General features: G+C 69.7%; 20 protein-coding genes. 7 read left to right on the forward strand and 13 right to left on the reverse strand.

Going from position 1 to position 20,660, the window contains the following annotated elements; genetic code table 11:
- Positions 1-40 precede the first annotated feature (40 nt).
- Positions 41-475 (forward strand): hypothetical protein, encoded by a 435-nt coding sequence (locus H7F38_RS00565; protein ID WP_187092406.1) that lies wholly within the window; start codon positions 41-43, stop codon positions 473-475.
- Here the strand turns inward: H7F38_RS00565 and H7F38_RS00570 are convergent.
- From H7F38_RS00570 to H7F38_RS00590, 5 genes are all read right to left on the reverse strand, one after another.
- The gene (locus H7F38_RS00570) at positions 430-1,320 is read right to left on the reverse strand and encodes a phosphoribosylaminoimidazolesuccinocarboxamide synthase (RefSeq protein WP_187092407.1); all 891 of its coding nucleotides are present in this window, start codon (positions 1,318-1,320) and stop codon (positions 430-432) included. The two genes, H7F38_RS00565 and H7F38_RS00570, sit on opposite strands and share 46 nt — an antisense overlap.
- Before the next feature lie 35 nt (positions 1,321-1,355).
- The gene (locus H7F38_RS00575; RefSeq protein WP_255498189.1) at positions 1,356-3,401 is read right to left on the reverse strand and encodes a M3 family metallopeptidase; all 2,046 of its coding nucleotides are present in this window, start codon (positions 3,399-3,401) and stop codon (positions 1,356-1,358) included.
- 50 nt (positions 3,402-3,451) lie between these two features.
- Positions 3,452-4,831 (reverse strand): adenylosuccinate lyase, encoded by a 1,380-nt coding sequence (purB, locus tag H7F38_RS00580; RefSeq protein WP_187094388.1) that lies wholly within the window; start codon positions 4,829-4,831, stop codon positions 3,452-3,454.
- 161 nt (positions 4,832-4,992) lie between these two features.
- Positions 4,993-6,096: a hypothetical protein gene (locus H7F38_RS00585; RefSeq protein ID WP_187092408.1), complete on the reverse strand. Its 1,104-nt coding sequence runs from the start codon at positions 6,094-6,096 to the stop codon at positions 4,993-4,995.
- Positions 6,093-6,620 carry a SigE family RNA polymerase sigma factor gene (locus tag H7F38_RS00590; protein WP_187092409.1) on the reverse strand — a complete coding sequence of 176 codons (528 nt, stop codon included), beginning with the start codon at positions 6,618-6,620 and terminating at the stop codon, positions 6,093-6,095. The genes H7F38_RS00585 and H7F38_RS00590 overlap by 4 nt, the downstream gene beginning before the upstream one ends.
- Before the next feature lie 184 nt (positions 6,621-6,804).
- Here H7F38_RS00590 and H7F38_RS00595 point away from each other — a divergent pair, with 184 nt between their 5' ends.
- Positions 6,805-7,737 (forward strand): DMT family transporter, encoded by a 933-nt coding sequence (locus H7F38_RS00595; protein WP_187092410.1) that lies wholly within the window; start codon positions 6,805-6,807, stop codon positions 7,735-7,737.
- A 94-nt stretch (positions 7,738-7,831) separates the two neighbouring features.
- Complete coding sequence (locus H7F38_RS00600; RefSeq protein ID WP_187092411.1) at positions 7,832-9,532, forward strand: cytochrome c biogenesis protein DipZ; 1,701 nt, start codon at positions 7,832-7,834, stop codon at positions 9,530-9,532.
- On the opposite strand, the gene H7F38_RS00605 is transcribed toward H7F38_RS00600, so the two are convergent.
- The 4 genes from H7F38_RS00605 to sigK all read right to left on the reverse strand — a co-directional run bounded on the left by H7F38_RS00605 (position 9,494) and on the right by sigK (position 11,881).
- A complete protein-coding gene (locus H7F38_RS00605) occupies positions 9,494-9,823 on the reverse strand; it encodes a hypothetical protein (RefSeq protein ID WP_187092412.1) in 330 nt (109 codons plus the stop codon). The genes H7F38_RS00600 and H7F38_RS00605 overlap by 39 nt on opposite strands.
- A gap of 125 nt (positions 9,824-9,948) precedes the next feature.
- A complete protein-coding gene (locus tag H7F38_RS00610) occupies positions 9,949-10,407 on the reverse strand; it encodes an XdhC family protein (protein WP_187092413.1) in 459 nt (152 codons plus the stop codon).
- Positions 10,404-11,252 carry an anti-sigma factor gene (locus H7F38_RS00615; protein WP_187092414.1) on the reverse strand — a complete coding sequence of 283 codons (849 nt, stop codon included), beginning with the start codon at positions 11,250-11,252 and terminating at the stop codon, positions 10,404-10,406. Before H7F38_RS00615 ends, H7F38_RS00610 begins: the two co-directional genes overlap by 4 nt.
- Positions 11,249-11,881 carry an ECF RNA polymerase sigma factor SigK gene (sigK, locus tag H7F38_RS00620; RefSeq protein ID WP_187092415.1) on the reverse strand — a complete coding sequence of 211 codons (633 nt, stop codon included), beginning with the start codon at positions 11,879-11,881 and terminating at the stop codon, positions 11,249-11,251. Before sigK ends, H7F38_RS00615 begins: the two co-directional genes overlap by 4 nt.
- A 319-nt stretch (positions 11,882-12,200) precedes the next feature.
- On the opposite strand from sigK, the gene H7F38_RS00625 reads away from it, so the two are divergent.
- On the forward strand, positions 12,201-14,006 hold the full coding sequence (locus H7F38_RS00625) for a molybdopterin-dependent oxidoreductase (RefSeq protein ID WP_187092416.1): 1,806 nt from the start codon (positions 12,201-12,203) through the stop codon (positions 14,004-14,006).
- A gap of 196 nt (positions 14,007-14,202) precedes the next feature.
- On the forward strand, positions 14,203-14,826 hold the full coding sequence (locus H7F38_RS00630) for an HAD family phosphatase (protein ID WP_187092417.1): 624 nt from the start codon (positions 14,203-14,205) through the stop codon (positions 14,824-14,826).
- A gap of 18 nt (positions 14,827-14,844) precedes the next feature.
- Here the strand turns inward: H7F38_RS00630 and H7F38_RS00635 are convergent, their stop codons facing one another.
- Positions 14,845-15,027, reverse strand: a complete 183-nt coding sequence (locus H7F38_RS00635; RefSeq protein WP_187092418.1) for a hypothetical protein — start codon at positions 15,025-15,027, stop codon at positions 14,845-14,847.
- 252 nt (positions 15,028-15,279) lie between these two features.
- Between H7F38_RS00635 and H7F38_RS00640 the strand changes: the two genes are divergently transcribed.
- Complete coding sequence (locus H7F38_RS00640; protein WP_222618351.1) at positions 15,280-15,951, forward strand: HAD-IA family hydrolase; 672 nt, start codon at positions 15,280-15,282, stop codon at positions 15,949-15,951.
- 3 nt (positions 15,952-15,954) lie between these two features.
- Here the strand turns inward: H7F38_RS00640 and H7F38_RS00645 are convergent, their stop codons facing one another.
- The 3 genes from H7F38_RS00645 to H7F38_RS00655 form a co-directional block, all read right to left on the reverse strand.
- The gene (locus H7F38_RS00645; protein WP_187092419.1) at positions 15,955-17,103 is read right to left on the reverse strand and encodes an aminotransferase class I/II-fold pyridoxal phosphate-dependent enzyme; all 1,149 of its coding nucleotides are present in this window, start codon (positions 17,101-17,103) and stop codon (positions 15,955-15,957) included.
- Complete coding sequence (gene purD / locus H7F38_RS00650; protein WP_187092420.1) at positions 17,100-18,353, reverse strand: phosphoribosylamine--glycine ligase; 1,254 nt, start codon at positions 18,351-18,353, stop codon at positions 17,100-17,102. The genes H7F38_RS00645 and purD overlap by 4 nt, the downstream gene beginning before the upstream one ends.
- Positions 18,354-18,549: 196 nt before the next feature.
- The gene (locus tag H7F38_RS00655; protein ID WP_187092421.1) at positions 18,550-19,842 is read right to left on the reverse strand and encodes an adenylosuccinate synthase; all 1,293 of its coding nucleotides are present in this window, start codon (positions 19,840-19,842) and stop codon (positions 18,550-18,552) included.
- 63 nt (positions 19,843-19,905) lie between these two features.
- Between H7F38_RS00655 and H7F38_RS00660 the strand changes: the two genes are divergently transcribed.
- Complete coding sequence (locus tag H7F38_RS00660; protein ID WP_187092422.1) at positions 19,906-20,586, forward strand: hypothetical protein; 681 nt, start codon at positions 19,906-19,908, stop codon at positions 20,584-20,586.
- Positions 20,587-20,660: the final 74 nt, after the last annotated feature.

A 20,660-nucleotide genomic window follows, 5' to 3' on the forward strand; every position in this document is an offset into this window, starting at 1 on the left:
CCACCTTGGCCGGGCGTCTGCACCGGACTGCACTGGAATCATGTCCGACGGCGACCTGACGACCCCTGGGCCTGCTCCTGCGCCGATGCCGTCGGGGATCGCCTCGGGAGTCGGATTCGCCGGCGCGATCGCGGCCACCATCGTCGCGGTCGCCCTGCACTCGACCCATCACCCCCTGCTCGCCCTGATCCCGCTGGGGCTGGTGATCGCGGTCGTCGCATCGCTGACCAGCTGGGCCGGCGGCCTGGCCACGGCATGGATCTGCTGGTTCCTGGACTCCGGCTTCGTGATCGGCCGCGCCGCGCAGCTGACCTTCGCACCGGCGGCCCAGTTGGCCGCCTTGGTGCTGGTGTCGCTCGCCCTCGTCGCCGGTCTCGGCGGGCGGGCCTACCGTCGGCACCGCCCGAAGGCCGGGCCCCGCTGCGACGTTCAGCCGATCCAGTCCTGGAAGGAACGGCCCGAGACCCTCTCGTAGCCCTGGAGGTAACGGTCGCGGGTGGCGGCCACCACGTCGGCCGGCAGCGGGGGCGGCGGCTGGTCCGAGGCGCGGTCCCACCCGGACTCCGGCGAGGTGAGCCAGTCACGGACGAACTGCTTGTCGTAGGACGGCTGGCTGTGTCCGGCCCGATATCCCTCGGCCGGCCAGAACCGGGACGAATCGGGGGTCAGCACCTCGTCGGCCAGGATCAGGGGCCCGGTCTGTCCCCCGGTGAACCCGAACTCGAACTTGGTGTCCGCCAGGATGATTCCCCGACCGGCGGCGTGCTCGGCCGCGGCCGAGTAGATCTCGAGGGTGGCGTCCCGCAGTCGGTTGGCCAGGTCGACGCCGGCCATCGTCACGACCGCCTCGAAGGTGATGTTCTCGTCGTGCGCACCGAGCTCGGCCTTGGCGGCCGGCGTGAAGATCGGCGTCTCCAGCTTCGAGGACTCCACCAGGCCCGGCGGCAGGGCAACGCCGCAGACGGCGCCGGAGGCCCGGTAGTCGATCAGCCCCGAGCCGGTGAGATAGCCCCTGGCCACGCATTCCACCGGCACCATCGCGAGTCGGCGGACCAGCAGGGCCCGTCCGCGAACGTCGGCCGGGATCCGGGGGTCCTCCACCGCCACCACGTGATGGGGGACAAGGTCTGCGAGCAGCTCGAACCAGAAGATGCTCATCGCAGTGAGGATCCGGCCCTTGTCCGGGATCGGCGTCGGCAGGATGTGGTCGAAAGCGCTGATCCGGTCGCTGGCGACCATCAGCAGCAGCTCGTCGTCCACCTCGTAGAGGTCGCGGACCTTGCCCGACGCCAGGTGCGGGTAGTCGCTCAGTGTGGCCACGCAGGCAGGGTAGCGGAACCTCGCCGGAGCCGGGGTCAGCTGCTGACCAGGCCCCGTCTCCGCAGCAGGGCGCCCAGTTCGGCGTCCCGCCCGCGCACTGCCCGGAAGGCCGCCAGCGCATCGATCGACCCGCCCTTGGACAGCAGCTCGGTGCGGAAGGTGTCGCCGTTGCGCCGTGTCATGCCACCGTTCTCGCGAAACCATTCGACGGTGTCCGCGTCGAGCACCTCCGACCAGATGTAGGAGTAGTAACCGGCCGAGTAGCCGCCGGCGAAGATGTGCTGGAAGTAGGTGGACCGATAGCGCGGGGGTACGAGATCCATCGCCAGGCCTGCATTCTCCAGCGCTGCCGTCTCGAAGGCCGCCGCATCGTCGATGACGAGCTCCGGTGGGGTGCGGTGCCAGGCCTGGTCCAGCAGGGTGGCGGCCAGATACTCCACCTCGCCGAACCCCTGACCCCACGAACGCGCCGCCTCCAGCGCATCGGCCACCGCCTGCGGCAGCACCTCGCCGGTCTCGACGTGCACGGCGTAGTTGGCCAGCACCTGCGGCCACATGGCCCACATCTCATTGACCTGGCTGGGGAATTCGACGAAGTCGCGCGGCACGCTGGTGCCCGAGAGGCGGGGATACCGCACGTCGGAGAACAGCCCGTGCAGCGCATGGCCGAACTCGTGGAAGAGGGTCTCGACCTCGTCAAGGCTCAGCAGCGCCGGGCTGCCAGGGCCGGGCCTGGTGACGTTGAGGTTGTTCACCACCACCGGCTTGTCGCCGAAGAGGCCGGACTGCTCGACGAACGAATTCATCCACGCCCCGCCGCGCTTTCCCTCCCGGGCGAAGTAGTCCCCGAGGTAGAGCCCGATCGAGCTGCCGTCGGCGTTCCTGACCTCCCAGACCCGCACGTCGCGGTGATAGCCGACGAGGTCCGGCCGGGATTCGAAGGTGACGCCGTAGACCTGCGTCGCCGCGAAGAAGACCCCGTCGTGCAGCACCTTCTCCAGGGCGAAGTAGGGCCGCAGCGCCCCGGTGTCCACCGAATACCGCTGGGCGCGAACCTGTTCCGAGTAGTAGGGCCAGTCCCACGGTGCGAGCTGCACCCCGTCGGCAGCGGCCAGGTCGGTGAGGATGACCGCTTCGCCCTGCGCCCGCGCCACCGCCGGTTCGACGAGCTCCACCAGCATGTCGTCCACGGCGGCACTGGTCTTCGCCGTCTGATCGGCCACCGTGGCGTCGGCATGGGTGGGGAATCCGAGCAGGACGGCCTTGCGGGCCCGCAGGTGTGCGATCTCGATGGCCAACGCGGAGTTGTCCCACTCGCCGGCGGAGGCTCTGGTGGTCGACGCGTCGTACAGCCGGCGGCGTACCGAGCGGTTCTTCAGCGTCGACATCAGCGGCTGGTTCGACGGCAGGATCAGGGGGATCAGGTAGGCGCCATCGTGGCCCCGCGCGGTGGCCTCGGCGGCCGCACCGGCGATCTCCTGGACGCTCAAGCCGTCCAGCTCGGTCACGTCGGTGAGCACCAGTGCGGCCGCTTCGGTGGCCGCCTGGAGGTTCTGCTGGAACTGGGTGGACAGGCGCGAGAGCCGCCCGTTGATCTCGCGCAACTGCTGCTGACCGACGGCATCCAGCCTCGCGCCGGCCAGCACGAAGTCCAGGTGGTAGCGGTCCAGGAGCGCGCGGTCCTCCCCCGCCAGTTCGTCGGCGCGATCGTAGACGGCATCGATCCTGGCGAACAGGGCGGTGTTCAGCCGGATGCGGTCACCGTGCTCGGTCAATCGCGGCGCGAATTCCTTCTCCACCAACCGGATCTCGGGTGTCGACGCGGCCGAGACCAGGTTGAAGAACAGGTTCTCGGTGCGGGCCAGCAGACGCCCGGACCGTTCCAGGGCCACCAGGGTGTTGTCGAACGTCGGCGGCTCCGGGTCGGACTCGATCGTCGCGATCTCGGCCAGCTGCTGCGTCATGCCCGCCTCGAACGCGGGCGCGAAGTGCTCCGGCCGTACCTGCTCGAACGGCGGCAGTCCGAACGGGAGGCGGGATGCTTCGGCCAGTGGGTTGCCGCTCATCGGGTCGTTGTCCATCACACCAGTCCATCACGGCTCCGGACGGGCAACAGCTCCGGACGGACCACCTACAGGATCGAGCCGGGCGAGTACTTCGCCGCCTCCGGGTGTTCGGCCGTCACCACGGCGATCTCGGCGAGCACCGCGGTCACCTGGGCCGCGGCCATGCCGGTGAACGACAGCGGGTCGGCCAGCAGTGCATCGAGCTGCGCCCCGTTCAGCGGCAGGCGCTCGTCCGCACCGAGCCGCGCGGTCAGGTCGTTCTCGGCCTGGCCCGACTCCCGCATGGCCAGCGCCACGCCGACCGCATGTTCCTTGATCACCTCGTGGGCCCGCTCCCGGCCCACGCCCGCCCTGACGGCGCCCATCAGCACCTTCGTGGTGCCCAGGAACGGAAGGTAGCGCTGCAGTTCGCGTTCGATGACGGCCGGGTAGGCGCCGAAGTCCTCGAGCACCGTCAGGAAGGTCTCCAGCAAACCGTCGATCGCGTAGAACGCATCCGGCAGGGCGATCCGGCGGACCACGGAGCAGAAGACGTCGCCCTCGTTCCACTGGGCACCGGCGAGCTCGGCCGTCATCGAGGAGTAGCCCCGCAGGACCACCGCCAGGCCGCAGACCCGTTCGCAGGAACGGGCATTCATCTTGTGCGGCATCGCAGACGACCCGACCTGGCCGGGCTGGAAACCCTCGGTGGCGAGCTCGGCCCCGGCCATCAGCCGGATGGTGGTGGCCAGTGACGCCGGGCCGGCGGCCAACTGCACCAGGGCCGAGACCACCTCGAAATCCAGCGATCTCGGGTAGACCTGGCCGACGCTGGTCAGCACCGGCGTGCCAGGGCCCGCCACCTCGGCGACCACCTGGGCCTCCAGCTGGTCGAGCGCCTGCGCCGAGCCGAGCAGATCGAGCATGTCCTGCGCGGTACCCATCGGGCCCTTGATGCCGCGCAACGGGTATCGCTCCAGGAGTGACGAGATCCTTTGGTAGGCCAGCAGAACTTCGTCGGCAGCCGAGGCGAACCGCTTGCCCAGCGTGGTGGCCTGGGCCGGCACGTTGTGGGAGCGGCCGGCCATCACCAGTTCGGCGTACTCCGCGGCTCTGCGGCCCAGATGGTCCAGCAGCGCGACGGTCCGGTCGCGCACCAGCCGGGTGGCCTGCAGGATCTGGGACTGCTCGACGTTCTCCGTCAGGTCGCGGCTGGTCATGCCCTTGTGGATCTGCTCGTGGCCGGCCAGGGCGTTGAACTCCTCGATGCGGGCCTTCACGTCGTGCTTGGTGATCCGCTCGCGGGCGGCGATGGACGTCAGGTCCACATCACCGATCACCGCCTCGTAGTCGGCGATCACCTGGGGGGCCACGGTGAGACCGAGGCCGGACTGCGCGCGCAGGACCGCGAGCCACAACCGCCGCTCGGCGACGATCTTGTTCTCCGGTGACCAGATCGCCACCATCTCGGGCGAGGCGTACCGCCCGGCGAGCACGTTGGGGGTCGGTGCGGAGCTGGCCGAGGGCGTCACGACGGAAGTCACGTGCCCGATTGTCCCAGGCTCCGGCGCCGGTCGCTGACGACGTGCGGCCGGCGCGGCGCCGGCCGGGACCGCGCAGACGGCCCTCAGCCGAGGGTTCTGATCACGGCCCGTCCGGCGGCGACGAGCTGTTCGGCGCTCGGTGCACCGGCGAAGGTCCCACTCGTCCCGAGCATCACCTCGTCGCCGTTGCCGTAGACCCAGACCCGGATCCCTCCTGACGGCCCGGCGGGGACCGCTTCGTAGACGTCGGTCGTGCCCGAGCGGAGCTCGCAACCCACTGGCCGGCAGGCGCCGGGAGCGGCTCTGACTGCGGTCACCGTCAGCTTGGCGGCCGGATGCGCGGCGAAGGCCAGCGACGCGCCGGTACCGGCCCCGGCCCCGGCGGTCCGGCAGCCGGAGCCGGCCGCGGCCGGTCCGAGGTACCCCGCCGGGAAAGCGGACCTGACCGCCCCGACGGATCGGGCCGTCAGCGGTGGACACGGGACGACCGACTCCGTACCCGGGGTGACCGGACCGGACCGGCCGGCAGCCGAAGCAGCCGAACTGGACGCACTGAGGGCCTTTGCGCTGTCCGGGGTGGGCGCAGCGCCAGGGGCAGCGACCGGGGCACCGGAGGTCATCGCTGCGGACGCTGCGGCAGCACTCGTGGAGCCGGCGGCCGCGCTCGTCGACCCGCCGTTGCTCCCGTCGGACCCAGCGGCCGCCGCGCTGCCGGCCGGAGCACTGCCGGCCGCCGCACCGCCCGACGAACCACCATCGGACGCGGCACTGCCCGCCGCACCACCACCGGCCACGGCAGCACCGCTCTGCTGCGGCGCCGGCGCAGACCCGGCCGGCTGCCGGACGGCGGAAGCCGCAGCCGCAGGGACCGACGCCGCACCGGCACTGCTCGCCGCGGTCGAGGAGGAGGAACCGGACCCCAGGTGCGGGACGATCAGCACCACCAGCGCAGCAAAGGCCGCCGCCACCAACACATTCCGCAGGACCTTGAACCGGCGGATCCTGGTGTCCAGCGCGTCGCGCGCCGCGCGCCGACCCAGCCGGACGACGTCCAACGGCGAGACCTCCGAAGCAGGGGCGTCGGCCACGAGGGAGGCGAAGAGGTCGTTCACCGCCCGCTCGTCGGCGGCCGAGATCCCCTCGTCGCCGTCGCGCACGGAGTCGGCCGGGGGCAGGTCGTCCGTCATCGCTCGTCACCTCCTCGTCGATTTCCTGTTTCGCCTACGTCCTGCAACGCCTTCTTCAGCGCGGCCAGCCCCCTGGCCGTCTGCGACTTCACATTTCCTTCCGAGCATCCCAGCGCCGCCGCGGCCTCGGCCACGTCCAGTCCCTCGAAGTACCGCAGCACCAGCGTGGCCCGCTGACCCGCGGGCACCCGCTCCAACGCCTGCGCGACCATCTCGCGGTCGGCGACGACGCTCGAGATGTCGAACGAATCAGCCGTCTCCGGCAGTACCTCGACGGCCCGCTCCCGACGCCACGGACGACGCGACTCGTCGACCGTCGCCCGCACCACGCACGTCCGGACGTAGGAGTCGAGGGCGCGGTGGTCGCGGATCCGCTCCCAGGCCCCGTACAGCTTGACGAAGGCGATCTGCGTGAGGTCGTCGGCCCGATGCCAATCCCCGCACAACAGATACGCCGTCCGCCTGACATGATCGCGTCGCGCGGTGACGTACACGGAGAATGCGGCATCCTCCTCTGGTCCCACGCGGAACCTCCTGCACGTCAGACGGATCAGTTCGGTCGTGGGGTTGCACACGTCCTCCCCGGGTCTCGCATTGTTCCCTACCGCCTGCCGTGCGGGGCCGCCGCTGCACGAGCGCACCCGTATCGTGACCACGTCGCGACCAGGGTTCGCGCCCGTACGGTCACCTCTGGGAGCATCGCAAGTCGTGTCCACCGCCGGTAGCCCCGCCTCCTCCAGCCGATCCACCGGACTGGCGCTGGTCGGACTGCTGACCGTCGCGGCCACTTGGGGCTCCAGTTTTCCGTTGACCAAGAGCCTGCTGGAGCGGATGACACCGCTCAACTTCCTGGCCATCCGGTTCACCATCGCCGGCGTGCTGATGCTGCTGGTGTTCCAGCGGGCGGTCCGCGGCCTGACCCGGCAGTCCCTGGTCCGCGGGGCGATCCTCGGTGTCACGTACGGCATCGCGCAGATCGTCCAGACCACCGGCCTGGCCCACACGTCGGCCAGTGTCAGCGGGTTCATCACCGGCATGTACGTGGTGCTCACCCCGATCTGCGCGGCCGTCCTGCTGCACACCGCGATCGGCCGTCGGGTCTGGCTCGGCGCGGTGCTGGCGAGCGCCGGCCTGGCCATCCTGGCGCTGACCGGATTCCATCTCGGCTTCGGCGAGGCGATCACGCTCGTCTCGGCGGTGATCTACGCCCTGCACATCGTCGGTCTCGGCGCCTGGTCGACCGCCCGGACCGCTCTCGGTCTCGCCGTGGTCCAGATCGTCTGCGTGGGGCTCGTCAGCCTGGTCGCGGCGACCATCGCCGATCCGGGCGGCCTGACGCTCCCCGGCGACGCCTTCGACTGGACGGCCCTGCTCTACATGGCCGTGATCTCCGGGGCGATCGCGATGATCGTCCAGTCGTGGGCGCAGGCGCATCTGGCCGCCTCGCGCGCCGCCATCATCATGTCGACCGAGCCCGGCTGGGCGGCGTTGTTCTCGATCACCTTCCTGCACGAACCGCTGACCTGGCGGATCGCGGTCGGTGGCGGATTGATGCTGGTGGCCATGGTCGTCGTGGAGACCGGACCGCGCCGCCCGGGCGAGGCGCCGCATCCGGACGAGGTGCCCAAGCTGGCGGCCTGAAAGCGTTGCCGACGAGCGCAGGACCAACTTGCCCGTGCGGCGGGTGCGCAGATGCGGCGGGTGCGCAGACCGGGCCCCCGGTAGCGTGCAACGGGTGTGGACCCTGGCGCTGATCGGACTCGTCGGCGGTCTGATCACCGGTATCTCGCCGTGCGTCCTGCCGGTGCTGCCCGCGGTGTTCATGGCCGGTTCGAACAGTCGGCGGCCCTATCCCGTGGTGCTCGGGCTGACGCTGAGCTTCAGCGTCTTCACCCTGCTCGGCACCCTGGTCCTGAGCGCGCTGCACCTGCCGCAGGGCGTCATCCGCTGGGCCGGACTGATCATGCTGGTGCTGCTCGGCCTCGGGATGATCGTGCCGGGGTTCGAGGCTCTGCTGGAGAGGCCGTTCGCCCGGATCCCCGCGCTGAACCTCAGTCGGAACGGCGGCGGGTTCGTGCTCGGTCTGGCCCTCGGTGCGGTCTACGTGCCCTGCGCCGGGCCGGTACTGGCGGCCATCACGGTGGCCGGCGCGACCGGGCACATCGGCCTCCGCACGGTGGCGCTGACGTTTGCGTTCGCGGGCGGCACAGCCATCCCGCTGCTGGTCCTCGCGCTGGCCGGCAACAGGGTGGGCGCCAGGGTCAAGGTCTTCCAGGCCCACCAGCGCGGCATCCGGATCGGTGCCGGCCTGGTCGTTCTCGCTCTGGCCGTCGCCCTGACGTTCAACGTCACCGACTTCCTGCAACGGGCCGTCCCCGACTACACGACCGGTCTGGACACCGCCATCGGTGCGTCCGCGGTACCGCAGGTCGGGGAAGCGCCGCCGAACGACGCCGCCCTGGCCATCTGCGGGCAGGACCTCCGGGCCACGCTGCTGGGATGCGGCCCGGCGCCGCAGATCGCCGGGATCTCGCAGTGGCTCAACACCCCGGGCGGCGCTCCGGTCGACCTCGCCGCCCTGAAGGGGAAGGTGGTGCTGGTCGATTTCTGGGCGTACTCGTGTATCAACTGCCAGCGCGCCGTCCCGCACCTGAACGCCTGGTACTCCGCCTACGCCGCCGACGGTCTGGAAGTGATCGGCGTGCACACGCCGGAGTACGCGTTCGAGCACGTGGCGGGCAACGTCGAGGCGGGCGTGCGGCGGCTCGGGGTCCGGTACCCGGTGGCCCTGGACGACGACTACACGACCTGGAACAACTTCGGCAACCAGAACTGGCCGACGGAGTACCTGATCGATTCGACGGGTCAGGTCCGGCACGTGTCCATCGGCGAAGGCCGGTACGGCGCGACGGAGGGCCTGATCCGCAAGCTGCTGCAGACGGCCACACCGGGAGTGGAGCTTCCGAGCGCCACCATCGTCGACGACAACACCCCGACGTCCACGGATCTCACCGCCGAGACCTATCTGGGCGCGAAGCTTGCGCAGAACTACACGGGCAGCCCGGCGCTGGCCGCCGGCACCCGCACGTACCGCTCCCCGATCACCCTCGCCGACGACTCGTTCGCGCTGTCCGGCGGCTGGACCGCCGACGACGAATCGATCACGGCGACGTCAGGGGCCGTCATCCGACTCAACTGCCTGGCGAGCGCGGTCTTCCTGGATGTCGGAGGGACCGGGACGATCACCGCGACCGTCGACGGGCGTACCACGACGTATCCTGTCTCCGGGGCACCCGACATCCATTCACTCCTGCCGGCCGTGTCGGCCGGGGGCGCGGCCGACGAGAACATCGCCGGCGCAGCGGTGCAGAAGCGGCGGACCATGGAGATCACGCTCTCACCCGGTCTGCGCGCGTACTCCTTCACCTTCGGGTGACGATGCCGGACTCTGTGCAAGGCCCGGCCCGGGGAGGAAGGCCACACCCGGTACCGGGAGCTTCGGTGGTGCCTGCGGTGCCTGCAGTGGCTGGGCCGACTGCCACTGCGGCTGGGCGAGCCTGCGCACCCGGTGCTCGGACACCACCCTGGCGATCCGACCTCCGGACCGGCACAGCAACAGCGAGTCGACGCCCCTCCTGCGCATGTCGTCCGCCACGGCGACCAGATCACCGTCCGGCTTCAGTCGACGTAGCTCGGAGCGTACCGATTCGTTCGAATCCAGATCCATGCGTGATCTCACCGTCCCTGGTGGATTACCCCGAAGGTAGTCAACCACTGCACAGCAAGCTCTACAACGAAGTGTGTGATAGGCGACGAATCATTTGGCGTGCAATCGATTCGACCACACCCGGACTACTGGGCGGGAGTGGCCCGCACCACATCGGGGGCGACGCAATCGGTCTTGCCCGCCGACCGCGGACGCTCGGAGATGATCTCCGCGATGATCGCCACGGCGATCTCACCGGGCAGCCGGGAACCGATGTCCAGCCCGGCCGGCGTGTGCACGAGAGCACGTAGTTCCGGGGAGACCTGGAGCGCGGCGAGCACGTCCCGGCCCCGACCACGATTGGCGATCAGGCCGACGTAGGGAACGCCGGCCGCCAGCGCGGCGGTGAGCACCGGGATCTCGTCGGGTAGATGGGAGGCCACGACGACGGCCGAGGCCGAGGCGGTCAGAGCGACCGCCTCGGCCTCGTTCACCACTTCGACCCGCATGCCGGCACCGGTGCCGACGGCGATCAGACCGTCGGCGATCGAACCACTGGCCAGCACGACGATCAGCGGGGCACCCGTCATCTGCTGATCGCTCATGCGGAGAGCGGCACCACCCAGAGCGGCTTCGTGGTCGGCTTGGCGGAACCGTTCGGACCAGGCTCGACGGTCACCCCGACGGCGGTGTCCCCGGCATGCACGTTCGCGGGGATCGCGCCGTAGGTGCCGTCGGCGCTCTTGTTCAGCACCCCGACCGACGTGGTGGAGGCCGTCGAGCCGGCGCCCCGGATGACCCAGAGTTGGTAGACCTTGCCACTGGGGGCGTCCGGCAGCGACGGCACCTTCACCAGTGCGGTGTCACAGGCCGGAGCCAGCGTGACGACGCCGCCCGTGCCCACGGTCGGACCCAGAGTCGACTTGATCGTGGCGGCGGCGACGCAGGCCGGACCACTGGCCACCGAGGGCGTGCTGCTGGACTGCTGGGACACCACCAGGGCGGTGCCACCACCGATCACCAGCACGGCGACGGCAGCGGCGAGCAACGCCTGCGGACGCCGGTACCAGGCGCGACGCATCGGGATGACGTCTGCCAGCTTCCCGGAGCCCCGGGTCCGGGCGGTGTCACCCGTCAGGTCGGGAGAAGCTGCGGCGATCATCGCCGCGTCCTCGGCGGCCTGGCGATGACGGCCGAGCGCGGTCCCGTTGACGGTCAGCGGCGGAAGCTGCGGCGTCTGGGCGATCGCCGCCATCACCGAGCGGCGAAGACTCGCCGGTGGCGTCTGGGCGACGGATCCGCCGAGGGCGGCCGCCGTCTCCTGGAAACCCGTCAGCTCGGACGTGCACTCGGGGCAGGTCTCCAGGTGGTCGACGAAGAGCACAGCCTCCTCTTCGGGGAGTGCACCCAGCGCCATGGCGCCGGTGTTCAGATGCTGGTCGGTGATCATGCCTCTACTCCCAAGCAGTCACGAAGACGGATCATGCCGTCCCGTAGCCGGGTCTTGATGGTCGGAAGTGGCGTGGTGAGCAGTTCGGCTACCTCACGGTAGGTGTATCCGCTGTAGTACGCCAGTGTGATGGATTCACGTTGTAGATCGGTGAGCGTGGTCAGGCACTTCTGGACTGCTTTTCGTTCGAAACTCGACTCGACGGCCTCGACCACCGAATCGATCTCCACCTCGTGCGAGGCGTAGGCGACCTTCAGCTCGCGATCGGCAGAGGCCTGAGCCGATCGGACCCGATCGACCGACCGGGCATGCGTGAGCGTCATCACCCATGATGTCGCCGAACCCCGCGCCGCGTCGAAGCGACTGGCCCTCCGCCAGATCTCCAGGAAGACCTCCTGGGCCACTTCCTCGGCCTGGCTCGGATTGCGGACGATCCGGCGGGCGAGCCCGAAGACACGGCCGGCGAAGGAGTCGTACAACATCTCGAAGGCACGCTCGTCGCCGAGCGCGATGCGCCGCAGGAGTTCATCGGGTGCAGGACTGGCTGTGGCGCCGTTGGGCACGTCCCGTTGGTCCGGCAACGATGGCACTGCCGTCAATCCCCGCAGTACGGGGCCGGTAGCTGACATGTGGACGAACCTTCGTTTCGCGATGGTGAGCATGCGTTGGTGGTCGAACAGTCATTCGGCGCCGAGGCGCGCGTGGATGGCCCGGGGGCGAAGTCGTGGACACGCGACGACGCCGAAGTCTTACCGGTGTCTTACTGATCCACTTCCAGCCGCTGTGCGACTGCCGGCCGGCCGCCATCTGGTCCACACTCGGCTGGGTGGTCCCGCCCGTGGCGGATCCGCCGCTCGAACCCTCCTGCAGTCCCCTGCAAGGCGCTTCACACCTCTCCCACAAGGCCCGTTGTCCCATCCAACGGGCCTTTCGCAGCGAAGGACAGGCATGACCACCACATCACGGCCGACCCCCACCCCGGGTCCCGCCAGCACTGGCTCTGGCCGCCGACCGTGGCAGCCGGGCATCGCCGTTTCCGCACTCGTCGGCGTTGTCGCCATGGGCCTGGCCATCGCCATCGCCGAACTGATCTCCGCGCTGGGTGTCTGGCTCGGCTGGCTCTCCAGTGCCTCCTCCGCGATCACCTCCCTGGGCAACAGCTTCATCAAGCTGACGCCCGAATGGCTCAAGGAGTATGCGATCCGCACCTTCGGATCGCACGACAAGGACGCCCTGCGCGTCGGGATGTACGTCACCCTCCTGATCGTCGCGCTGATCATCGGCATCGTCGCCCGGCTGAGCCCCCGCATCGCCGCCGGCATCACGGTGCTGCTGATCGTGGTGACGCTCGTCGCCATCTTCACCACCACCGGCGTCGTCGCATTCGACGCCCTCCCGATCATCGTCGGCGGGGCGGTCGGCATCTACCTGCTGGTCACGGTCTTCCGCCGGACCGTCGATCCCTCGGTGCTGGCCCTGTCCGGGCCGGCCGGCAAGTCCTCCGTCGGGAGCACCTCCCGGACTTCCGTCACGAGTTCGGCCGCTCCCGCCCTCGAAACCATCGACACGACCGCCGACAGCGACGTCTACGACTCCAAGCCGGGGTCCTCGGGTGACCAGCATCCGATGGCACTGGCCGGCCGGGGCACCGGCGCGACCACCCCGGCACGCTCCGGGCTCGACCGTCGTCAGTTCTTCCGGCTGGCCGCCATCGGTGCGGTCGTCGCCGTCGCCGCGGGCGCCATCTCCCGCTGGATCCCGAGCTCCGCTGCGGTCACCGCCAGCCGGGCCAAGGCCATCGTGCCGGTGCCCTCCTCCCGGCAGGCCGTGCCGGCCGGTGTCGACCTCAAGATCGACGGCATCACCCCGTACATCACTCCGCTGACCGGAGCCGACGACGTCAAGTTCTACCGCGTCGACACCGCGTTCGTGCCCCCGAACGTGACCTCCGAGGAGTGGGGCCTGAAGATCCACGGCATGGTCGACAAGGAGATCAGCATCAACTACGGCGACCTGATCGCCCGTCCGCAGATCGAGCGGACCATCACGCTGACCTGCGTGTCCAACCCGGTCGGTGGCCACTACGCCGGTAACGCGACCTGGATCGGTGCCCGGATCGACGACCTCCTCAAGGAGGCCGGACCCAATGGGGGCGCCGACTGCGTGCTCTGCACCAGCAAGGACGGGTTCACCCTCACCGCTCCGCTGGACGCGTTGCTGGACGGCCGCGACGCCATGCTGGCCGTGGCGATGAACGGTGAGGTACTGCCGATCGAACATGGTTTCCCGGTGCGCATGGTGGTCCCCGGCCTGTACGGCTACGTGTCTGCGACCAAATGGGTGGTCGACATGAAACTGTCCAAGTTCTCGCAGGAGAGCGCCTACTGGACTCAGCGCGGCTGGGCCGACCACGGCCCGATCAAGACCGCGACCCGCATCGACGTCCCGAAGGCCTTCGCCCAGTTCCCGGCCGGCGACGTCACCATCGGTGGTGTCGCCTGGGCCCAGCACCGCGGGATCAACAAGGTCGAGGTCCAGATCGACGGCGGCCCGTGGCTGGCCGCCGAGCTGGCCGGCGACGCCTCGATCGACACCTGGAGGCAGTGGAAGTACACCTGGAAGGCCACCAAGGGCACCCACTCGGTGCAGGCCAGGGCCACCGACGGCACCGGAGCGGTGCAGACTGCGACCGTCGCAGACGTCCTGCCCAACGGCGCCAGTGGCTACGACTCGCGGAGCATCGTCATCAACTGACGGAATCCCCCCCCGCAGACCCCCCGCCCGCGCATACAAAAGCCCTTGGCGCATACAAAAGCGCCCGGCGCGTCTCGAAGTGCCCGAAATCCCCTCCTAGGAGGCCGATTTCGGGCACTTTCGTCTGCGCGAGCCGCGCCTGGACGCGCAGGACCGCCGCAGGTCGCACAGAATTCGCCTGGCAGGATCTGGTCCCATGATCAAGTGGGTGGTGTTCGACCTCGGCGACGTCGTGCTGCGCAGTACGAGCGCGCTACCGGAACTGGCGGCCCTGCTGGGCGTCGCCCCGGACCGGTTCGACGAGGCCTACTTCGCCCACCGCCGCCAGTACGACCTGCACACCGATCCGGCGCAGTTCTGGACGGCGGTCGCGGTCGACTCGGGTGCCACCGCACCCGGCGGGGCTCTGATCGAGGAACTCGTCAGGGCCGACGACCTCGGGTGGAGCACCACCGATCCGGACACGATGACGTTGATCGACGATCTGGGCCGCTCCCCGGGAACCTTGCTGGCCGTGCTCTCCAACGCCCCGTCGTCGATGGGCCGGCTGATCCGGACGCAGGCCTGGTCCAGCCGTTTCCAGCACCTGCTGTTCTCCGGCGATCTGGGCCTGGTCAAGCCGGATCCGAGGATCTACCGGGCCTTGGTCGACCAGCTGGCCGGTGCCCCGGACGGGCCGGTCGAGCCGGTCGAGGTGGCCTTCCTGGACGACCGCGCCGACAACATCGCGGGTGCCATCGAGGTCGGCATCCACGGATTCGTGTTCACCGGCGCCGCGCAGGCCCGGGCCGACCTGCGCACGCTGGGGCTGCGCGTCTGACCGGCACGCCGACTGCGCTCAGCGGCGGTTGCTGATCGACTTGCGGTTGCGGCCGGCAATCGCGCCGACGGCGAGCACGCCGCCCGCGATCAACGCGATCCACAGCACGGTGTGCACCAGGAAGCCGAGCACGGCGCCCACCAGGCTGAAGGCGATCCAGATGACGATGATCGCGCCGACGACTTTCAGGACCTTGTCCATGACATTCTCCGAGTTTGGCTGCCGAATCGTGCGGACCGGTTGGTACGCGCTGATATCAGGATGCGCCGATCACTCCGGTGTACACCTCCGGGACCGACCCTGATCTTTTTATCGGGGTGGACCCTGATGGGAACCTGCTGTGACCTCCGGCGGTGACCCCCAGCCGGAGTAGGCGGCCGCGGCCTGACCATGACGCCGCTGGAACGACGTCGACCGGCAACCACCCATTCCGCGACTACCTAAACTGGGTCGGTGACCGAGCCTTCCCTGCCCATGACGGCGCCCGCCGGCCGAACCTTCGACGCGGTGCTTTTCGACATGGACGGAACCTTGATCGATTCCACGCCGGCGGTCGAGAGATCATGGGCCACTTGGGGTGTGGAGTACGGCCTGGTCCGCCCGGCGCTCGAGGCCGGCCACGGCCAACCCGCATCGCAGTTGGTCAGAGCGCTGTTGGGACCCGACCGGGTGGACGCGGGCCTGCTGCGCATCGCCGAGCTGGAGATGGGTGACCTGCTCGACATCACCGTCCTGCCCGGTGCCGTCGAGCTGCTGGCGTCCGTGCCCTGGGACCGGGTCGCCATCGTCACCTCCGCCACCAGGCCGCTGGCGATCGCCCGGATCAGCGCTGCCGGCCTGACCGCGCCGGCCGTCGTCGTCACCTTCGACGACGTGGCCAAGGGCAAGCCGGACCCGGAACCGTTCCTGACCGGGGCCGCCCGCCTCGGTATCGATCCGACCCGGTGCCTCGTCGTGGAAGACGCCCCGGCCGGTGTCGCGTCCGGGCGCGCGGCGGGGTGCGCGACGCTCGCCGTCACCACCACCAGCACCCGTGCGGAACTGGATGCCGATCTGGTCGTCGACAGCCTGACGGAGGTCTCGATCGTCCGGGTCGCCGACGGTTTCTCGCTGGTGCTGCGCTGACGTTCAGCCGCGGTGGAGGAACTCCCCCAGTGCGTGCAGGCCGCCGGTGATGGTCGAGGTCGCCCCCGCGAAGGACATCCGCAGCGATCGCGGACCGTCGATCTGGTCGAAGTCGATCCCCGGCGCGACTGCGACGCCGGTCTCGTCCAGCAGCCGGCCGCAGAAGGTCTGGGTGTCGTCCGTCAGGTGGGCGACGTTCGCGTAGACGTAGAACGCGCCGTCCGCGGGGGCCAGTTCGGTGATGCCGAGCGCGCGGAGCCCGTCGAGCAGCAGTCCCCGGTTGACGGCATACCGCGCGACATGGCCGTCGCATTCGTCATAGGCATCGAACGCGCTGACGGCCGCGTACTGGGCCAGGGCCGGCGGGCAGATCGCCATGTTGCCGGCCAGTGCGTCCACCGGGTCGGCCAGATCGTCTGGCACCAGCATCCAGCCGATCCGCCAGCCCGTCATGGAGAAGTACTTGGAGAAGGAGTTGATCACGAAACCGGAGCGGTCGGTGGACCAGCTGCAGCTCGGCTGCCCGGTGTAGTCGATGCCGTGATAGATCTCGTCGGAAATCAACCGGATACCCTGCGCTGCACAGTGTCCAGCCAGTGCAGCCAGCTCCGCCGGGTCGAGCATGGTGCCGGTCGGATTGGCCGGCGAGGCGACGACCAGCCCGTCCAGATCCAGGTCGACGATCATGTCGATCGTTGGCTGGTAACGGGTCTCGGGCCCGCAAGGTAGGTCGATGACCTGACAACCCAATGCCTGCAGGATGTTCCGATAGGCGGGATAGCCGGGCCGGGCCAGGCCGACACGGTCACCGACGTCGAAGGCGGACAGGAACGCCAGCAGGAACGCGCCGGAGGAACCGGTGGTGACGTAGACCTGGGACGGATCGACCTCGAGCCCGTAGCGGTGTCGGTAGTGCCCGGCGATCGCGGTTCGCAACGGCACGATCCCCGGCGCCTCCGTATAGCCGAGAACCTGGTCCTCCAGGGCCCGGCGAGCGGCCGCGAGGACCGGTGCCGGGGCCGGTGTCGACGGCTGACCCGCGGTCAGGTCGAACACCGGAGCACCGGTTTCCGCGCGCCGGGCCGCAGCGGCCAGCACCCGCATCACGTGGAAGGGGGCGACTGCTGCGCGATCGGACGGGGCGAAGCTCATGGCACCCGCACCAGACCGGCCGCAGCCGCCTCGGCGATGTCGGTGCGATGCTGCGAGCCGCGGAGGGAGACCGCGTCCACCAGCGCATAGGCGGCTGTCCTGGCCGCGGCCAGATCCGTTCCGGCCGCCGTCGCGGACAGCACCCGTCCCCCGGCGGAGACCACCACGCCATCCCGGACAGCGGTGCCTGCGTGCAGGATGCCGTCCTGGTCTGCGCCGGTGATCGGGTCGCCGGTGACGGGTATTCCCGGGTAGTTCTCGGCGGCGATGACGACCGTCACGGCGGAGCCCGCTTTCCACACCGGGGCCGGGACGCGGGTCAGGTCGCCGTCCGCAGCGGCGGCCAGCAGCGCCCCGAGCGGCGAGTCCAGCAACTCCAGCACCACCTGCGTCTCCGGATCACCGAACCGGCAGTTGAACTCGATCACCTTCGGGCCGTCCTCGGTGAGGACGAGCCCGGCGTACAGCAACCCCGAGAAGGCAGCGCCCCTGGCGGCCATTTCCGCCAGTACCGGGTCGAGGACGTCGCGTTGCACCTGCGGCACGAGGCCGGCCGGGGTCCAGTCCAGGGGCGCATAGGCCCCCATTCCGCCGGTGTTGGGCCCGGTGTCGCCGTCGCCGAGACGCTTGAAGTCCTGCGCGGGCAGCAGCGGAACGGCGCGGGTGCCATCGCAGACCGCGAACAACGACACCTCCGGCCCGGCCAGGAATTCCTCGACCAGCACGGGGTGCCCCGCCTCCAGCACCGCGAGCGCGTGGGCGACCGCGACCTCCCGGTCCTGCGTGACGACCACCCCCTTGCCGGCGGCCAGCCCGTCGTCCTTCACCACGTACGGCGAGCCGCACTCGGTCAGGGCCGCCTCGATCTCGCCCGGCCAGGTCACCGTGACGGCGGTCGAGGTCGGCACCCCGGCGACGTTCATGACGTCCTTCGCGAACGCCTTCGAGCCCTCGATCTGCGCGGCGTCGGCGGAGGGGCCGAACACCGGGATGCCGCGCGCGGCCACCGCGTCGGCCGCGCCGTTCACCAGCGGCACCTCCGGACCGATCACCACCAGATCGACGGCGAGCGAGGCGGCCAGCCCGGCCACCGACTCCGGGTCGGCGATGTCCACCGGACAGGTCTGCGCCAGCGAGGCGGTACCGGCGTTGCCAGGGGCGACGAACAGATCGGTGACGGCCGGATCGCGCCGGAGCGCCCGCAGCAGGGCGTGCTCACGAGCTCCGGAACCGATGACGAGGATGCGCACGGGCATGAGGATATCGGCCGGACCGCTGCCGCCCGACGGACGTCATCCCCCTTCCCCCTCGCGGACGTCCTGCAAGGTGAGGGCTATTACCCGCACTTTGCAGGACGTCCGGGGAGGGGAGGGAGGACGCCGGGGAGGGGAGGAGGGACGCCGGGGAGGGGAGGAGGGACGTCCGGAGAGGGACTTCTGGCGTCGGTCAGCCGGCCAGGACGTCGTGCAGGACGATCGTCTGCTCTCGGCCCGGTCCGACGCCGATGGCGGAGACCCTGGCCTGGGCCAGTTCCTCGACCCGGCGGACGTAGTCCTGCGCCGTCGCCGGTAGCTCCGAGAAACTCCGGCAGTGCGAGATGTCCTCGAACCAGCCCGGCATGTTCTCGTAGATCGGTGTGGCGTGGTGGAAGTCGGTCTGCGTCAGGGGCATCTCGTCGTGCCGGACGCCGTCGACGTCGTAGGCGACGCAGATCGGCACCTGTTCCAGCGAGGAGAGCACGTCGAGTTTCGTCAGGAAGAAGTCGGTGATGCCGTTGACCCGGGTGGCGTACCGGGCGATGACGGCGTCGAACCAGCCGCAGCGGCGGGGGCGGCCGGTGTTGACGCCGATCTCCCCGCCGGTCTTGCGCAGGTACTCGCCCCATTGATCATGCAGTTCGGTCGGGAACGGACCGGATCCGACGCGGGTGGTGTAGGCCTTCAGGATGCCCATCACGGTGGTGATCTTGCCCGGGCCGATGCCGGTCCCCACCGCAGCACCGCCGGCCGTCGGGTTCGAGGAGGTGACGTACGGGTAGGTGCCGTGGTCGACGTCCAGCAGGGTGCCCTGCGACCCCTCCATCAGCACGTGCTCGCCGCGCCGGATGGCCTGGTCCAGCAGCAGCCGGGTGTCGGCGATCCGGTGCTTGAAGCTCTCGACCATCTCCAGCGCGTCCTCGACGATCTTGACCGCATCCAGGGCCTTGCGGTTGTAGACCTTGACCAGGATCTGATTCTTGAAATCCAGTGCGGCCTCGACCTTCTGGGTCAGGATCGACGGGTCGAGCAGGTCCTGCACCCGCACGCCGAGGCGTGCGGCCTTGTCCTGGTACGCCGGCCCGATGCCGCGTCCCGTTGTGCCGATCTTGGCCTTGCCGAGGTAGCGCTCGGAGACCTTGTCGATGGCGATGTGATAAGGCATCACGAGGTGCGCGTCGGCCGAGATGTACAGGCCGGAGGTGTCGACACCGCGCTCCTCCAGGCCGCTGAGTTCCTCCAGCAGCGCCTCCGGGTTGACCACGACGCCGTTGCCGATGACGTTCTTGATGCCGGGCGTCAGGATTCCAGACGGGATCAGCCGGATCGCGAACTTCTGCCCGTCGGGAAGGACCACCGTGTGGCCGGCGTTGTTGCCACCCTGGTATCGCACGACCCACTGGACGCGCTCGCCGTAGAGGTCGGTCGCCTTACCTTTGCCCTCATCGCCCCACTGGGCTCCGATCAGCACGATCACCGACATGGCAGACTCCCTGAGATCTCATCGCCGTGGCTGCGATGGCAGCCGCCAGGGGAAGGGTAGTGGGTGATTTCGACAACGGTGATCTGCTGCCGTCCGGATCGGGAGTCGGCCGAGGCCGACCCGACCGTCCGTGCGGCCCTCGCGCGCTGCGGGCCGTTGGAGATCGCGTTCGTCGGGAGACGGCCCGGAAAGGAGATCGATCCCCTGCTCGACGGCCGCTTGCTGGTCCTGGGCGAGGATTCCGATCTCGCTGCGGTGGTGCTCCGGCTGATGCGTGCCGAGCGGCTCAAGTCGGTGGTGGTGGGGTTCGCGAGCGACGTTTCGACGGCCGTCACCGACCTCTGGTCACTGCCGCTGGGCGCCGCCGCCGTCGATCTCGCGCTCGGCGGGGACCCGGACCTGGTGCCGATCGTGCGCGACGACGTCGGCGGTGTACTGGTCGGCATCGCCTCGCTGTCCCGGATCCAGGGCACCGTCTACGTCGACGAGAACCGGGTGCTCTCCGGGAGTGCCGCGCACCTCCTGGTCGAGCCGGACACCGAGAAGGGTCTTGCCGTCACCGTGGTCCCGCGGCGGATCCTCGCCTTCGGCCGCCGCTCCCGGACCTTCCGGGGACGCGCCGTGCAGATCGGGACCGTCCCGACCACGGTGATCAGGGACGGCCGGCCGTTCGACCGCGCGATGGACCGCTGGACGTTCTACAAGCACACCGAACCGCTGCGACTGGTCCGCGGCGTCCTGTAACGGCGCAAGCATGTCCTCGACCGGACCGTCGAGTGTGCGCCGGACAGTCAAAATCGCCTGGTGAGCGCACCCTC

Source organism: Nakamurella sp. PAMC28650 (assembly GCF_014303395.1).
Lineage (GTDB): Bacteria > Actinomycetota > Actinomycetes > Mycobacteriales > Nakamurellaceae > Nakamurella.

Excerpts from the sequence above, each read along its gene's own strand:
- H7F38_RS00605 (WP_187092412.1), bottom strand. The coding sequence starts at position 9,823 with ATGGATCTGGATTCGAACGAATCGGTACGCTCCGAGCTACGTCGACTG.
- H7F38_RS00565 (WP_187092406.1), top strand. The coding sequence starts at position 41 with ATGTCCGACGGCGACCTGACGACCCCTGGGCCTGCTCCTGCGCCGATG.
- purB (WP_187094388.1), bottom strand. The coding sequence starts at position 4,831 with ATGGTGGCGATCTGGTCACCGGAGAACAAGATCGTCGCCGAGCGGCGG.
- H7F38_RS00635 (WP_187092418.1), bottom strand. The coding sequence starts at position 15,027 with ATGGACAAGGTCCTGAAAGTCGTCGGCGCGATCATCGTCATCTGGATC.
- H7F38_RS00625 (WP_187092416.1), top strand. The coding sequence starts at position 12,201 with ATGACCACCACATCACGGCCGACCCCCACCCCGGGTCCCGCCAGCACT.
- H7F38_RS00575 (WP_255498189.1), bottom strand. The coding sequence starts at position 3,401 with ATGGACAACGACCCGATGAGCGGCAACCCACTGGCCGAAGCATCCCGC.
- H7F38_RS00610 (WP_187092413.1), bottom strand. The coding sequence starts at position 10,407 with ATGAGCGATCAGCAGATGACGGGTGCCCCGCTGATCGTCGTGCTGGCC.
- H7F38_RS00630 (WP_187092417.1), top strand. The coding sequence starts at position 14,203 with ATGATCAAGTGGGTGGTGTTCGACCTCGGCGACGTCGTGCTGCGCAGT.
- H7F38_RS00585 (WP_187092408.1), bottom strand. The coding sequence starts at position 6,096 with ATGACGGACGACCTGCCCCCGGCCGACTCCGTGCGCGACGGCGACGAG.
- H7F38_RS00655 (WP_187092421.1), bottom strand. The coding sequence starts at position 19,842 with ATGTCGGTGATCGTGCTGATCGGAGCCCAGTGGGGCGATGAGGGCAAA.
- H7F38_RS00645 (WP_187092419.1), bottom strand. The coding sequence starts at position 17,103 with ATGAGCTTCGCCCCGTCCGATCGCGCAGCAGTCGCCCCCTTCCACGTG.
- sigK (WP_187092415.1), bottom strand. The coding sequence starts at position 11,881 with ATGTCAGCTACCGGCCCCGTACTGCGGGGATTGACGGCAGTGCCATCG.
- H7F38_RS00615 (WP_187092414.1), bottom strand. The coding sequence starts at position 11,252 with ATGATCACCGACCAGCATCTGAACACCGGCGCCATGGCGCTGGGTGCA.